A 15,090-nucleotide genomic window follows, 5' to 3' on the forward strand; every position below is an offset into this window, starting at 1 on the left:
ACGGGAAGTGCCACCATGGTAGCGCCGCAGATGTCGGAATGCGGTCGCCGTGGCAGCGGCTCTGACGGCTTTCCCACGTGCCCCTCATCAGAATGGCCGTTTTGCTGCCGGAGCCCCCCCGTGCCCGTTGCCCTGCCCCGCCGCTGGCACCTTCCCCTGCTGTGGCTGCTGATCGTGATGGCGCTGGCTGCCGGTCTTGGCATGCGCCAGCCGCAGCCACCGGACGAGCCACGGTTCGTACTGGCCGCGCGGGCCATGGTGGAGAGCGGCGAGTGGCTGCTGCCGCACCGGGGCAGCGAGCTGTACGCCGAAAAGCCGCCGGTGTTCATGTGGCTGCAGGCCGCTGCCCATCAGGTGGTCGGCAGCTGGCAGTGGTCGTTCCTGCTGCCGTCGCTGCTGGCCGCCCTGCTCAGCCTGTGGCTGGTTTCGGACCTGGCGCGCCGGCTGTGGTCGCCACGCCATTCGCTGTACGCGCTTGGCGCACTGTTCTGCACCCTGCAGTTCGGCCTGATGGCCAAGCGCGCGCAGATCGACATGGTGCTGGTGGGCATGACCACGCTGGCCCTGTGGGGCCTGCTGCGCCATCTCTGCGAGCGCCGCAACCTGCCGGCGCTGTGGCTGGCCGGCTTCGCCGCTGGCGTCGGCACGGTGACCAAGGGTGTGGGCTTCCTGCCGCTGCTGATGGTGCTGCCCTGGTTCGGCTGGTGGCTGTACCAACGCCGTCGCGGCCAGGTGGTGGACGGCCCCCACCCCGCCAGCCTCCTGTGGCTGATTCCGGCGTTCCTGCTCGGCACGGCCGTATGGCTGGCGCCGCTGGGCTGGGCGCTGCTGCATGAACCCAGTGCATCGCTGCAGTCGTACGCACACGAACTGCTGTTCAAGCAGACCGGCACCCGCTACGCCAACGCCTGGCACCATCGCCAACCGGTCTGGTACTACCTGCAGGTGATCGCCACCCTGTGGCTGCCCGGCGCCCTGTTGCTGCCGCTGATGGTCAAGCCATGGTGGCGCCGCCTGCGTCGCGGTGACCAGCGCCAATGGCTGCTGCTGGGCTGGGCCGCGCTGGTCCTGCTGTTCTTCACTGCCAGTCCTGGCAAGCGTGAGGTGTATGTACTGCCGATGTTGCCGGCGATGGCACTGGCAGTTGCACCGTTGCTGCCCGGCCTGCTGCGTCGCCAGTGCGTGCGCCGCTACCTGTTCGGCTACAGCCTGCTGCTGATGCTGGCCACCGGCGCGCTTGGTGTGATGATGCTGACCGACAACCCCTGGGCACAGGCGCAACTGGCACGGCGGGCGATGCCCGACACGTTGCTGCCCGTATTCGGCGATGGCCTGCTGACCTTCGCCATCGCCGTGGCGACGCTGGCGGTGTGGTTGCGGGTACGACGCGCGGCCACGCTCGTGCTGCTCACCCACGGCCTGCTGTGGATGCTGTACGGACTGGTGCTGATACCTGCGCTGGACCCCTATGCCTCGGCGTCGGCGGTGATGCGCCGGGTGGGCATGCGGATCGGCCCCGATGCGGAACTTGCGCTGGTGGCCTGGCGCGAACAGAACCTGCTGCAGGCCGACCGGCCGGTGCGCGAGTTCGGCTTCAAGCGACCGTGGGCGGAGCAGTGGCATGACGCTGGCCCATGGTTGGCCGAGGTCCCGGACAAGCGCTGGTTGCTGGTGCTGGACAAGGCGATGAGCCCCTGTGTCGATCCGACCCAGGTCATCGAGATCGGTGTTGCAAACCGCAATCGTTGGCAATTGCTTCCGGGTACTGCGTGGGACCCGGCATGCCACGCCGAACGCGCCGGCGCCAACGACGATGAAGACTGAACGACGATTTGCGCCGCGCACGTATTAACCCGGCGCAAACGCACGTACGACCCTTCTCCGACATGCCAGTGACGAGCATGGCCGCGGATTCCCGTAACGGCCCCTTCCCTGCATGCCCGCTCGTCCTCTTGCCCCGGCAGCCTCCTTCGCGCCATCGCTATTGGCGTCGCGTTTTGCCGTTACCCATCTTTGGCTGCCCTCTGTCATCGGCGTTGCGATGTTCACCCTGCTGATGGGCTTCGGTGGCGACCAGTGGCTGGCCGACCAACTGTTCCGGCTGGAAGGCGGCCACTGGGCACTGCAGGATGCGTGGCTGACACGTTCGGTGGTGCACAAGGCCGGCAAGTGGCTGAGCACCACTGCGGCCCTGGTGGCGATGCTGCTGTGCTTCCACCACTGGCGCCGTGGCCGCGATCGCACGCTGCGTTGGGCGCTGCTGTATGTGGTGATGGCTGTGGCACTCGGCACCGGGCTGATCTCGCTGCTGAAGTCGCTGGTACCGATGGACTGTCCGTGGGATCTGCTGCGCTATGGCGGACACGAACCGTTCGTCGGCCTTTTCAGCAGCCGCCCGACCAGCATGGCCGCCCGCGCCTGTTTCCCCGCCGGCCATGCAAGCGCGGGATATGCATGGCTGTGCCTGTACTTCTTCGCACTGCTGTGGCGCCCCGCCTGGCGTTGGGCCGGACTGTGGATCGGCCTCGGCAGTGGCCTGGTGTTCGGTATCGGCCAGCAGCTGCGCGGTGCCCATTTCCTCTCGCATGACGTTGCCACCGCGTTGATATGTTGGCTGCTGTCGCTGGGCCTGTACCTGATGGTTCGTCGCCAGCTGGACCGCTCGACCCGCCAGGAGGCGATGGCATGAACGCATCGGTGCAACGTTCCTTGCGGTTGCCGACACTGGCCAGCATCCGCGCATGGCGGCCGCAGCTGTCCACCGAATCACTGATCGTGCTGACCAGCCTGTTCTTCGCTGTGGCCGGCAATGGACTGTTCTGGCACAGCGCCATGGCCAGCCATCCGGGCAGCCTGCGCTATGCGCTTTCGCTGCTGTTGCTGCTGCTGGGTGCACACGGCGTGCTGCTGGGCATCCTGGTGTGGCGCTGGAATGCCAAGGTGGTGATCAGCGTACTGCTGCTGGTCACCGCGTTTGCCGCGCACTACATGAGCCGTTACCACATCTATCTGGATGCGGACATGCTGCGCAATGTGCTGGCGACCGACCCGAAGGAAAGCCGCGAACTGTTGACGATGTCGCTGCTGTGGCCGGTACTGCTGCTGGCCGCGCTGCCGATGGTGGTGCTGTGGCGCGTTGAACTGCGCCGCCGCAGCTGGGGCCGCAGCCTGCTGTGGCGCATCGGCTTCCTGCTGGTCGCTGCGGCCACCGCACTCGGTGGCGCGCTGGTGTCCTTCCAGGATGTGTCGGCCCTGATGCGCAACCAGCGCGAGGTGCGCTACCTGGCAACGCCCGCCAATGTGCTGCTGGGGCTGCCGCGTGCGCTACGCGGCGACAACCCGGTACAACGCGCGCCGAAGCTGCCGATCGGCACCGATGCCAAGGCGACCCCGCGCGCGCCGACCAGCAAGCCACGCCTGCTGGTGATCGTGATGGGCGAAACGGTGCGTGCGCAGAACTGGGGCCTGAATGGTGGCCGCAATACCACGCCGGAGCTGGCCCAGGCGGCGGTGGTCAATTTCCCGGACATGCACTCCTGCGGCACCAGTACCGAGGTGTCGCTGCCGTGCCTGTTCTCGCCGTGGGGACGCCACGAGTACGACGAAAAGAAGATCCGTGCGCACCAATCACTGCTGCATGTACTGAACCGCGCAGGCATCGCGCCGCTGTGGCGCGACAACCAGTCCGGCTGTAAAGGCGTATGCGAGGGCCTGGACTTCCAGTCACTGTCGGACGCGACCACGCCGGGGCTGTGTGCCGATGGCCGTTGCATGGACGAGATCCTGCTGCAGGACCTGGCGACCCAGGTGCGTGCGCGCCCGGGTGACCGGGTGGTAGTGATGCACCAGCTGGGCAACCATGGCCCGGCCTATTTCGAGCGCTACCCACCTGCCTTCCGCCGCTTCACCCCGACCTGCGATACCCGCGACATCGGCCGCTGCACGCGCGAAGAGATCACCAACAGCTACGACAACGCCGTGCTGTACACCGACCACTTCCTGAGCAAGACAATCGGCACGCTGCAGGGTCTGCAGGACTACGACACGGCGATGATCTACCTGTCCGACCACGGTGAGTCGCTGGGCGAAAAGGGCCTGTACCTGCACGGCGTGCCATACGCGATCGCACCGGCCGAGCAGACCCGGGTACCGATGACGATGTGGTTCTCACCGGGCTTTGCCAGCAGCCGTGGGCTGGATCTGCAGTGCGTGCGCAAGCGCTCGGCCAGCTACACCGACCACGACAACCTGTTCCCCTCGGTGCTTGGGCTGATGCAGGTGAAGACGTCGCTGTACGAGCGTGATCGCGACCTGTTCGCCAACTGCGAGAGTTGAGGGTTTGTCGGCAGGGCTGCGCCCTGCACCCGCAGAGGCAACGGCAACAGCAACGGCCGAAGCAACAGCAGAAGCGGGTTTTCTGAGGGGGGCGGGGCGGGTCCGGTTGCGGGGGACGCTGCAAGTACGTCCATGTAAGCTCGGTCGCCGCATCCATGCGGCTCACGCCCCCGCAACCGGACCCACCCCGCCTTCGACAGTTGGCCGCGATCTGTCAGGCCATCTCTCGGGGTCGGATCCGTTTTCCTCCGGAAAACGGATCCGACCCCATTTTGATTTTCGATACCTGACAGATTTCATCCACGCATGGCGTGGATCTACCAGATCGCGGAAAACTGTCAGAGGTGGGGCGGTGTGGGCTTGCAGGACCGTTGGCGCCATGGATGGCGCCATCGAGCCCCCATGGATGGGTTTACGGCGTGTCCTGCAAGCCCACACCGCCCCGCCAAACCAAAGATGGCCGGCTCTTGCTGTTGCTCCGGCTTTTGACGTTGCTTGAGGGCCTCTGCGGGCGCCGGGCGCCGCCCGGCCGACTTCCGCCACTTGCGGTGGCAAGCCCTGCCCACTAGCCTTCGGCGGTCGTTCACCACCCAAGGATCGCCCGTGAAACATCGTCATCTCCTGCTGGCTTCGGCAATCGCCGCCGCTACGCTGGCCCTGGCCGCCTGCAACAAGGAAGCTGCCCCAGGCGCCGATACCGCCAGCAGCAGCGCACCGGCCGGCGAAACCGCCGACCAGTTCGTGGCCCGCATCAATGCCGAGTTCAAGGCGGCCTACCCGGAGATGACCTCGGCCCAATGGCTGTCCTCCACCTACATCAACAGTGATTCAGAGCGCATCGCAGCCAAGGCCAACGAGCGTTCGCTGACCCAGCTCAACAGCTGGATCGAGCAGGCCGGCAAGTTCGACGGCAAGCCGATGAGCGAGGACAGCAAGCGCGCGATCCACCTGCTGAAGCTGATGTCGTCGATGCCGGCACCGCGCGACCCGGCCAAGCTGGCCGAACTGACCCAGATCGCCACCCGCATGGAAGGCAGCTACGGCGCAGGCAAGTACTGCACCGACGCCAACGATCCGAACTCGTGTCGCCAGCTGGGCGAACTGGAGCAGGTGCTGGCGCGCAGCCGCGACTATGACCAGCAGCTCGATGCCTGGCAGGGCTGGCACAGCACCACCAAGAGCATGCGCGGTGATTACCAGAAGTTCGTCGGCTTGGTGAACGAGGGTGCCAAGGGCATGGGCTTCACCGATGCCGGGCAGATGTGGCGCAGTGGCTATGACATGCCGCCGGAGCAGATCGGCCCGGAAACCGATCGCCTGTGGGAACAGGTCAAGCCGATGTACGAGCAGCTGCACTGCTATGCGCGCGGCAAGCTGGACAAGACCTATGGCAAGGACAAGGCCGAGGTGGGCAATGGCCTGATCGCCGCGCACCTGATGGGCAACATGTGGCAGCAGGACTGGTCCAACCTGTGGGACCAGCTGGAACCGTACCCGGGCGCCGGCAGCCTGGACATCACCGCGGCGCTGGAAAAGCAGTACCAGACCAACCTGAGCGCGGCGCTGGCCAAGGCCGGCAAGGATGCGAACGTGGCCGCGCAGTACAAGGCACAGCGCGAAGCCGAACTGCGCACCGCCAAGCAGATGACCGAGCGTGCGCAGGACTTCTACGTATCGCTGGGCATGCCGTCGTTGCCGCAGTCGTACTGGGACAAGACCCAGTTCATCAAGCCCGACGACCGCGACGTGGTCTGCCACGCCAGTGCCTGGGACATGAACATGGAAGGCGACGTGCGCACCAAGATGTGCATCAAGCCCAACGAAGAAAACTTCACCACCATCTACCACGAGCTGGGCCACATCTATTACGACCTGGCCTACAACCCACTGCCGCCGCTGTTCCAGGGCGGTGCCAACGATGGCTTCCATGAAGCGATCGGCGACACCATCGTGCTGGCGATGACGCCGAAGTACCTCAGTTCGATCGGCCTGGTCGATGCGCCGACCGAGAGCCGCGAGGCGGTCATCAACAACCAGATGCGCATGGCGCTTTCGGGCGTGTCGTTCCTGCCGTTCGGCTTGATGATCGACCGCTGGCGCTGGGGCGTGTTCGATGGTTCGATCACCGCGGACAACTACAACAAGGCCTGGTGGGACCTGAAGGCCAAGTACCAGGGCGTGGCACCGGCCAGCACCCGTGGCGAGGAGTTCTTTGATCCGGGTGCCAAGTACCACGTGCCGGGCAACACCCCGTATACCCGCTACTTCCTGGCGCGCATCCTGCAGTTCCAGTTCTACAAGGGCCTGTGCGATGCCTCCGGCTTCAAGGGCCCGCTGCACGAGTGCACCTTCTACGGCAACAAGGAAGCTGGCCAGAAGTACTGGGCGATGCTGAGCAAGGGCGCCAGCCAGCCGTGGCAGGCCACGCTGAAGGAACTGACCGGCTCGGACAAACTCGATGCCGGCCCGATGATCGAGTACTTCAGCCCGGTCAACGCTTGGTTGAAGCAGCAGAACGAAGGCCAGATGTGCGGTTGGCAGGCCAACGCGGCACCGGCAGCGGCGGCGAAATGAACGAAGGGGCGGGTCCGCGAGGATCCGCCCCTTTCCAGGTGTTGTAGAGCCGAGCCATGCTCGGCTGCTTTTCCACCGTGCTGCGCACGGTAAGCCGAGCATGGCTCGGCTCTACAGATTCGGCGCGATCAGTTGCTCTTCTTGGCCGCCAACTGCGCGGCCAGCGCGGCCTTGAATTCCTCGAAGGTCTGACCCTTCTCGTTGGCTTCGGCCTGCGCCGCATCGCGCAGCGCATCCGAATAGATCAAGCGCACCGGCGTGCCCTGCCGTTCGTGCAGTTCACCGGCCTGCATGATCAGCGCCAGCACCTGTGCCGCGCTTTCGCTCTGGCCGGCGATGCGGCCATCCATGCCCAGCACCCATTCGCCATCGCGACGGACGACGCCGGCCAGCAGCGTGCGCTGCGTGTCGCGCAGTTCGGCGTGCGGCTCGACGGGCGAGGCGGTGGCGGCGGCCTTGTTGGCAGCCTGCTGTTCCTGGCGACGGCGCTGGTCGCGGCGGGATTTGGAAGAGGTCGACATCAGTGGGGCTTGCATTGCGGGGGCGCAAGGATAACCCACGCCCCCCGCATGCCGGTTCACACCGCTACGGCATCGGCTCAGTCCAGCACCCGCCCCTGCCGCCAGTAGCCCATGAAGGTGATCGCGCGGCGATCCAGGCCGCAGTCCTTCACCAGATGCCGGCGGATCGCCATTACCGCGCCGGCCTCGCCCGCTACCCAGGCATACATCGCGCCGTCCGCGCTGGCGTCAGCCTGCTCCCACAGGATCTGCGCGTCGACGTCGATGTCGTCCAGTTCTGCGCCTTCGGCCACGGCCGAGGCCGCCGCCAGCCGCGCCTGCACAGCCTGCAGCAACCGCTGCCCATGGGCCTCCTGCCCGCGCGGCAACCACACCAGTTCGGCCGTGGCCGGTGCCTTCAATCGCACCGCATCACCCGCCTGGGCGATCTCCAGCAGGGCCAGCGTGCGCGGCGGATCGGCCAGCCCGGCCAGTTCCTCGAGGATGCCGGCCACCGCCGGCAATGCGGTCTCATCGGCCACCAGCAACACCTGGCCAACCCCAGCTGGCGGCTTCCACTCCCAGCCATCGCTGCTGTCCGCACAGTCGGCATCGGGGGCCAGCAGCACCACGCGGTCGCCCGGCCGTGCGTGCATGGCCCAGCGCGAGGCCGGCCCGGTCTGCCCATGCAGCACGAAGTCGACGTCGACCTCGCACTCCTGGGCGCGCAGCTGGCGGAGGGTAAAGGTGCGCATCGGCGGCCGCGCGTCATCGGGCAGTGCCCGGTAACGGGCATACCAGTCTTCGCCGCTGGGTACGTCTGGCGCGTCCTGGCCGGGCAAGGGGAAGAACACCTTGATGCGTTGGTCCGGGCCTTCGGTCTTCATGCGCGCTACGTCGGCGCCGGTGAACACCATGCGGTCCAGGGAAGGAGAAAGAACGCGGCGCTCCTTCAGCGCCACCTCGAACAGGCGGTAGGTCTGCTGCGCAGCCATGCGGGTACCTCATACGACGACATCGGGATGGCTGGCTGTCGTGCATCCACGAACCGGCTCGCTGGAAACCCCAGCCTAATCCTTGCTCCCGGCGCCGCAACGGGCCCGCGCGTGATGGCGCACCCTACCCCTGCGCGACGCTCAATGCGCCGTGCCGGCTGCCTCTGATGCGCGCTCGCGCTGGTGCTCCCAGTACCAGAACACGAAGCCGGCCGCGAAGAAGGCCGCCTGTCCCAGTGCCAGATGCAGCGGGCTGTCGTGCAGCAGTGGCGATACCACGCCGGCCACCACGGTGCTGATCATCAGCTGCACGAAGGCCTGCAGCGACGACGCCAGACCGCGCTGCAACGGATACATGTCCAGCACCGCCAGCGCCAGGATCGGGAAGATCAGCGCCATGCCCATGCCGCCCAGGAAGATCGGCATCACCGCCCACGGCAGCGCGAACTGCGGCGCCAGACTGACGTAGCCTATGTTCAACGCGGCTGAGACCGCACACAGGGTGAAGCCGAGGGAGACCTGCCGGGCCGGTGTGCTGTGCCCGGCCATGCGCCCGGACAGGAACGAACCGGTGGTCATGCCGCCGATGGTGGGAATGAACAGCCATGCAAAGCCGCCTTCACCCAGATGCAGGTGCTGCATCACGATAGCCGGCGCCGAGGAGATGTACAGGAAGATGCCGCCAAACCCGATGCTGCCAGCCAGTGCCAGGCGCAGGAAACGCGGGTTGAAGCCGATGCGCACGTAATCGCGCATCAACGTGCGTGGCGACAGGGCGATGCGGGCCTCCACCGGATGGGTTTCCGGCAGGAAGCGCGCGGTGGCCGCCAGCAGCACCAGCGCGAACACCACCAGGAACCAGAAGATCAGCGGCCAGCCGGCACCGCTGAGCAGGATCCAGCCGCCGATGATCGGCGCAATGGCCGGAGCGATGCCGAACAGCATCGACACCTGACTCATCAGCCGCTGCGCGTCGTGGCCGTGGTACAGATCGCGGATCACCGCGCGGCCGACAATCATGCCCACGCCGGCGGACAGCCCCTGCAGTGCACGGAACATCAGCAGCGTGGTCAGGTCGGTGGACAGCGCACAGCCCACCGAGGCGCCGACGAAAATCACCAGGCCGCCGAGGATCACCCGCTTGCGCCCCCATGCATCGGACAGCGGACCATGCGCCAGACTCATCAGGCCGTAGAACAGCAGGTAGACGCTGATGGTCTGCTGTACCGCCACCTCGTCCACCGCCAAGCGCTGGGCCAGCTGCGGAAACGCGGGAAAGATGGTGTCGATCGAGAACGGACCGAACATGGCCAGGCCAGCGAGCAACAGGGCCATGCGGCGGGTGGAAGGAGCAACAGCGGCGGTCATCGGGCAAGCGTCCGGCAGGGCCATGCATGACACGCACGGCGGGCGCCGATCCCCTGCAGCAGGGACAGCGCCAGATGAATACGAGAATTCGTCCATGATAGGTGGGGAATGCGTGCGATGCCATGCACGGGTGCACAGAACGCACGCCCGGGCCATCGGCCATTCAGGCCCGTGAGGCCGATCCGGACCACCGTCGGGCGTCGGCAAGAGGCTATAATCGGCGGGCAACACGGTGGGAGAAGCAGGTCACCGCTGCCGAAGGCGCAACGCCCGTAATCGCTCAGGCCCGATACCACCCGTAACAGAACTCTGGAGAGACCGGTTCGATCCGGCGCCGAAGGGGCACGAAGCTGCGGTTTTCCGCGCTTTTAAACTCTCAGGCAAAAGGACAGAGGGGCGCCCGCAGACCGCCGACCGGCGGCTTGTGCCCGTGCGTGTGCCCTTTCCTGACGGATCCTTCGCCATGTCCCAGAACACCCCTTCCCTGCGTGAGCTCGAGCACCATTCGGCGTTCGTCGAGCGCCACATCGGCCCCAACGATGCCGAGATCGCGCAGATGCTCGGCGTCATCGGCCACGCGTCGCTGGATGCAATGACCGATGCCATCGTGCCGGCCAAGATCAAGTCGCCGGCACCGCTGGCGCTGCCGGAGTCGATCACCGAAGTGCAGGCGCTGGCGAAGATCCGCGCGATCGCCGACAAGAACACCGTGCTGCGCAGCTTCATCGGCCAGGGCTACTACGGTACCCACACGCCGAACGTGATCCTGCGCAACATCCTGGAAAACCCGGCCTGGTACACCGCCTACACGCCGTACCAGGCGGAGATCTCGCAGGGCCGCATGGAAGCGCTGATCAACTTCCAGACCCTGTGCGCCGACCTGACCGGCATGGAAATCGCCAACGCCTCGCTGCTGGACGAAGCCACTGCCGCCGCTGAAGCGATGACCCTGGCCAAGCGTTCGGCCAAGTCGAAGTCGGACACCTTCTTCGTGCACGACGCCGTGCACCCGCAGACGCTGGAACTGCTGCGCACCCGCGCCGAGCCCATGGGCATCGTGCTGCGCGTGGGCACCCCGGCCGAAGCGCTGGAAGCGGAAGCCTTCGGCCTGCTGCTGCAGTACCCGGACACCTTCGGCCAGGTCGGCGACTACAAGGCGCTGGTCGATGCCGTGCACGCACGCGGCGGCCTGGTGGCCGTGGCCACCGACCTGCTGGCACTGACCCTGCTGACCGCCCCGGGCGAATGGGGTGCGGACATCGTGGTCGGCAACAGTCAGCGGTTCGGCGTGCCGTTCGGCTTCGGTGGCCCGCATGCTGCGTTCATGGCCTGCCGTGACGCCTACAAGCGTTCGATGCCGGGCCGCCTGATCGGCGTCTCCATCGACGCGCAGGGCAACCCGGCCTACCGCCTGACCCTGCAGACCCGCGAACAGCACATCCGCCGCGAGAAGGCCACCTCCAACATCTGTACCGCACAGGTGCTGCTGGCGGTGATGGCCTCGATGTACGCCGTCTACCACGGTCCGGAAGGCCTGACCCGCATCGCCCGCCGCACCCATCGCCTGGCCGCGATCCTGGCCAGCGCGCTGCGCACCGCCGGTGTGCAGGTCGGTGCCGACTTCTTCGACACCCTGCACGTCACCGGTATCGACGCCGACGCGATCCATGCCAAGGCCCGTGCTGCCGGCTACAACCTGCGTGCGATCGACAGCAGCTCGGTCGGCATCAGCCTGGACGAGACCACCACCCGCGCCGACATCGTCGCCGTGGGCGCGCTGTTCGGTGCCAACGTTGACGTGGACGCGCTGGATGCCAGCACCGCCGACGCACTGCCGGCCGGCCTGCTGCGCCAGTCCGCGTTCCTGACCCACCCGGTGTTCAACACCCACCACAGCGAGCACGAACTGCTGCGCTACCTGCGTTCGCTGGCCGACAAGGACCTGGCGATGGACCGCACGATGATCCCGCTGGGCTCGTGCACCATGAAGCTCAACGCCACCGCCGAAATGATTCCGGTGACCTGGCCGGAGTTCTCGCAGATCCACCCGCTGGTGCCGGCCGAGCAGGCGCTGGGCTACAAGGAACTGATCGATTCGCTGGAAGCGATGCTGGTCGAGTGCACCGGCTACGACGCCGTCAGCCTGCAGCCGAACTCCGGTGCGCAGGGCGAGTACGCCGGCCTGCTGGCGATCCGCGCCTACCACCGCTCGCGTGGCGAAGATCACCGAGATATCTGCCTGATCCCGGATTCGGCGCACGGCACCAACCCGGCCTCGGCACAGATGTGCGGTATGAAGGTCGTGGTCACCAAGACCGATGCCAACGGCAACGTCGACGTCGAGGACATCCGCCTCAACGCCGAGAAGTACAGCGACCGCCTGGCCGCAATCATGATGACCTACCCGTCCACGCACGGCGTGTTCGAGGAAGAGGTGGTGGAGATCTGCGAGATCATCCACAAGCACGGCGGCCAGGTGTACACCGACGGTGCCAACATGAACGCCCTGGTCGGCGTGGCCAAGCCGGGCAAGTGGGGTTCGGACGTTTCGCACCTGAACCTGCACAAGACCTTCTGCATCCCGCACGGCGGCGGCGGCCCGGGCGTTGGCCCGTGTGCGGTCAAGTCGCACCTTGCCCCGTTCCTGCCGGGCAAGCTGGGTGACAACGGTCCGGTCGGCATGGTCAGCGCCGCCAGCTTCGGCAGCGCCTCGATCCTGCCGATCAGCTGGATGTACATCGCGATGATGGGCACCGAAGGCCTGCGCAAGGCCACCCAGGTCGCCCAGCTCAACGCCAACTACATCGCCAAGCGCCTGGCCCCGCACTTCAAGACCCTGTACACCGGTCGCAACGGCCTGGTCGCGCATGAGTGCATCCTGGACGTGCGTCCGCTGGAGAAGACCAGCGGCATCGGTGCTGAAGACGTGGCCAAGCGCCTGATCGACTTCGGCTTCCATGCCCCGACCCTGAGCTTCCCGGTGGCCGGCACGCTGATGGTCGAGCCGACCGAGAGCGAATCGCTGCACGAGCTGGACCGCTTCATCGACGCGATGATCCAGATCCGCGAAGAGATCACCGCGATCGAAGACGGCCGCCTGGACCGCGAGGACAACCCGCTGAAGAACGCGCCGCACACGGCGACCGCAGTGACCGCCAGCGAATGGACCCACGCCTACCCGCGCGAGCTGGCCGCGTTCCCGCTGCCGAGCCTGAAGCTGCAGAAGTACTGGCCGCCGGTGGCACGCGTCGACAACGTGTACGGCGACAAGAACGTGATGTGTGCCTGCATCCCGGTCGATGCCTACAAGTACGATGAAGTAGAGGCGTAAGCCTTCGCGGTACCGGAATTGAGAACGGCCCGCGCAAGCGGGCCGTTTTCCTTTGCAGTAGATCCACGCCATGCGTGGATGCCCTGCCGTCACGGGTCCGGCATCTGCCCCAGGCTCAACTGCCACGACACGCCGAAGCGGTCCTGCACCCAGCCATAGCGGCTGCTGAACTCGTAGTCGCCCACCGGCATCAGCCAATGCCCGCCGTCGCCCAGCACGCGCGCGGCACGCTCGAACGATTCGGCACCCGCACATTCCACGAACAGCGACATCGAGGGCGTGAACGTGAAGTCATGCACATCCAGGCTGTCGAAGCACAGGTAGTGGGTGCCGCCGAGCAGGAAAATGGCCTGGCGGACCTGTCCGGGCACGCCCGCGCCCGCCCCGTCCGGATGGCGCTGCAGGGCCAGCAGGCGGAATTCCGCGAAGGCTTCGGCGTACAGGGCCAGCGCGGCTTCGGCCTGGCCGGTGAACATCAGGAAGGGACGGCTGCGCAGCATGCGGTGCTCCCGTTCGTCGGGCCGGTGATGGCCCACCCGATCAGGATGGCACGCGGAATGTGGGCGCGGCGTATCGGTAGCGCCGGGCCATGCCCGGCGGCCCCATCACGCCTCGCGCATGCGCCGTGCAATGGCGCTGCTGGCCGCGATGGTCGCCGTCAGCGCCACCATCGACAGGAACTGCAGGCGCGTATGCGCTTCACTCAGCAGCAGGCCGAAGATCAGCGCCAGGATCGCCAGCGCGCAGACGGTCAGCCACGGGAAGCCGGCCATGCGGAACGGCAGGCGCGTGCCCAGGCGGTCGGCGCGACGGCGCAGCACCAGCTGCGAAACCAGCGACAACGTCCACACCAGCAGGCAGGTGGAACCGACGATGTTCAGCAGCACCGGCAACACCTTGTCCGGGAACAGCAGTTCCATGATGGTGGCAGCGAAGCCGAACAGGACGCTGGCCAGCACCGCGATCACCGGCACCTGGCGCGGGTCGGTCCAGCCCAGCACGGCCGGTGCTTCGCGGCGTTGCGCCAGCGAATACATCATGCGCGAGGCGCCGTAGAGATTGGCATTGAGCGCCGACAGCAGGGCAATCACTGCGATCAGGGTGATGGCCGTGGCCGCACCCGGAATATTGGCGACATCGAGAACCGCGGCGAACGGCGATTTCAGCGCTTCGCTGGTCCACGGCACCACGGCGATGATCACGCTCAGCGAACCGATGTAGAACACCAGGATGCGCCAGGCCACGGTGCGGATGGCACGGGCGATGCTGCGCTCGGGGTCCTCGGTTTCCGCCGCCGCGACGGCCACGATCTCGGTGCCGCCGAAGGCGAACACCACCACCAGCAGCGCCGCGCCGATGCCGGCCAGGCCCTTCGGTGCGAAGCCACCGTGCTCGGTGAAGTTGCTCAGGCCCGGCGAGGCCACCTGCGGCAGCCAGCCCATCAGCAGCGCCACGCCAACAGCGATGAATGCCAGGATCGCCGCCACCTTGAGGATGGCGAACCAGAATTCGAACTCACCGAAGTTCTTTACCCCGAGCAGGTTGATCGCGGTGAAGAACAGCATGAATGCCAGTGCCGCCATCGGTACCGGCACCACCGGCCAGACCGTGGCCAGCAACCCGGCCGCACCCACCGCCTCGGCGGCGATCACGATGACCAGCTGCACCCACCACAGCCAGCCCACGGTGGCGCCCGCGGTGGCGCCCATGGCATCGGCCGCATACACCGAGAACGCACCGCTGGTCGGCTTGGCGGCGGCCATTTCGCCCAGCGCGTTCATGACGATGATCACCAGCGCACCGGCCACCAGGTAGGACACCAGCACCGCCGGGCCGGCCGCCTGCACGCCCACGCCGGAGCCGAGGAACAGGCCGGCGCCGATGGCGCTGCCCAGCCCCATCATGATCAGCTGGCGTGGCTTGAGCGAATGGCCGAGGCGGGAGGGCGAAGCGGTCTGATCGGGGGTGGCGGGCATCGGCAGGGCTG

Annotated in this window: 10 protein-coding genes and 1 riboswitch; of the genes, 5 read left to right on the forward strand and 5 right to left on the reverse strand. The window is 66.7% G+C overall.

What is annotated here, in order from left to right; genetic code table 11:
* Positions 1 to 120: 120 nt before the first annotated feature.
* The 4 genes from ACEF39_RS15570 to ACEF39_RS15585 all read left to right on the forward strand — a co-directional run bounded on the left by ACEF39_RS15570 (position 121) and on the right by ACEF39_RS15585 (position 6,909).
* Positions 121 to 1,824, forward strand: a complete 1,704-nt coding sequence (locus ACEF39_RS15570) for an ArnT family glycosyltransferase (RefSeq protein WP_500285697.1) — start codon at positions 121 to 123, stop codon at positions 1,822 to 1,824.
* 112 nt (positions 1,825 to 1,936) lie between these two features.
* Positions 1,937 to 2,689, forward strand: a complete 753-nt coding sequence (locus ACEF39_RS15575; RefSeq protein WP_500285698.1) for a phosphatase PAP2 family protein — start codon at positions 1,937 to 1,939, stop codon at positions 2,687 to 2,689.
* The gene (locus tag ACEF39_RS15580; RefSeq protein WP_500285699.1) at positions 2,686 to 4,335 is read left to right on the forward strand and encodes a phosphoethanolamine transferase; all 1,650 of its coding nucleotides are present in this window, start codon (positions 2,686 to 2,688) and stop codon (positions 4,333 to 4,335) included. Before ACEF39_RS15575 ends, ACEF39_RS15580 begins: the two co-directional genes overlap by 4 nt.
* Positions 4,336 to 4,938: 603 nt before the next feature.
* A complete protein-coding gene (locus ACEF39_RS15585; RefSeq protein ID WP_500285700.1) occupies positions 4,939 to 6,909 on the forward strand; it encodes a M2 family metallopeptidase in 1,971 nt (656 codons plus the stop codon).
* A gap of 128 nt (positions 6,910 to 7,037) precedes the next feature.
* On the opposite strand, the gene ACEF39_RS15590 is transcribed toward ACEF39_RS15585, so the two are convergent.
* The 3 genes from ACEF39_RS15590 to ACEF39_RS15600 all read right to left on the reverse strand — a co-directional run bounded on the left by ACEF39_RS15590 (position 7,038) and on the right by ACEF39_RS15600 (position 9,772).
* Positions 7,038 to 7,430 carry a hypothetical protein gene (locus ACEF39_RS15590; RefSeq protein ID WP_089236443.1) on the reverse strand — a complete coding sequence of 131 codons (393 nt, stop codon included), beginning with the start codon at positions 7,428 to 7,430 and terminating at the stop codon, positions 7,038 to 7,040.
* A gap of 77 nt (positions 7,431 to 7,507) precedes the next feature.
* Positions 7,508 to 8,404 carry a siderophore-interacting protein gene (locus tag ACEF39_RS15595; RefSeq protein ID WP_500285701.1) on the reverse strand — a complete coding sequence of 299 codons (897 nt, stop codon included), beginning with the start codon at positions 8,402 to 8,404 and terminating at the stop codon, positions 7,508 to 7,510.
* 141 nt (positions 8,405 to 8,545) lie between these two features.
* On the reverse strand, positions 8,546 to 9,772 hold the full coding sequence (locus ACEF39_RS15600; RefSeq protein ID WP_500285702.1) for a multidrug effflux MFS transporter: 1,227 nt from the start codon (positions 9,770 to 9,772) through the stop codon (positions 8,546 to 8,548).
* Positions 9,773 to 10,071: 299 nt separating this feature from the next.
* A riboswitch (glycine riboswitch) is annotated at positions 10,072 to 10,174 on the forward strand.
* A 61-nt stretch (positions 10,175 to 10,235) separates the two neighbouring features.
* Here ACEF39_RS15600 and gcvP point away from each other — a divergent pair.
* A complete protein-coding gene (gene gcvP / locus ACEF39_RS15605) occupies positions 10,236 to 13,103 on the forward strand; it encodes an aminomethyl-transferring glycine dehydrogenase (RefSeq protein ID WP_500285703.1) in 2,868 nt (955 codons plus the stop codon).
* 89 nt (positions 13,104 to 13,192) lie between these two features.
* On the opposite strand, the gene ACEF39_RS15610 is transcribed toward gcvP, so the two are convergent.
* Positions 13,193 to 13,603, reverse strand: coding sequence for a VOC family protein (locus ACEF39_RS15610; protein WP_100460032.1), 411 nt, complete (start codon positions 13,601 to 13,603; stop codon positions 13,193 to 13,195).
* 105 nt (positions 13,604 to 13,708) lie between these two features.
* The gene (locus ACEF39_RS15615; protein ID WP_306669828.1) at positions 13,709 to 15,079 is read right to left on the reverse strand and encodes an amino acid permease; all 1,371 of its coding nucleotides are present in this window, start codon (positions 15,077 to 15,079) and stop codon (positions 13,709 to 13,711) included.
* Positions 15,080 to 15,090: the final 11 nt, after the last annotated feature.

This window comes from Stenotrophomonas indicatrix (assembly GCA_041545745.1).
In the GTDB taxonomy this organism is placed as follows: domain Bacteria; phylum Pseudomonadota; class Gammaproteobacteria; order Xanthomonadales; family Xanthomonadaceae; genus Stenotrophomonas; species Stenotrophomonas indicatrix_A.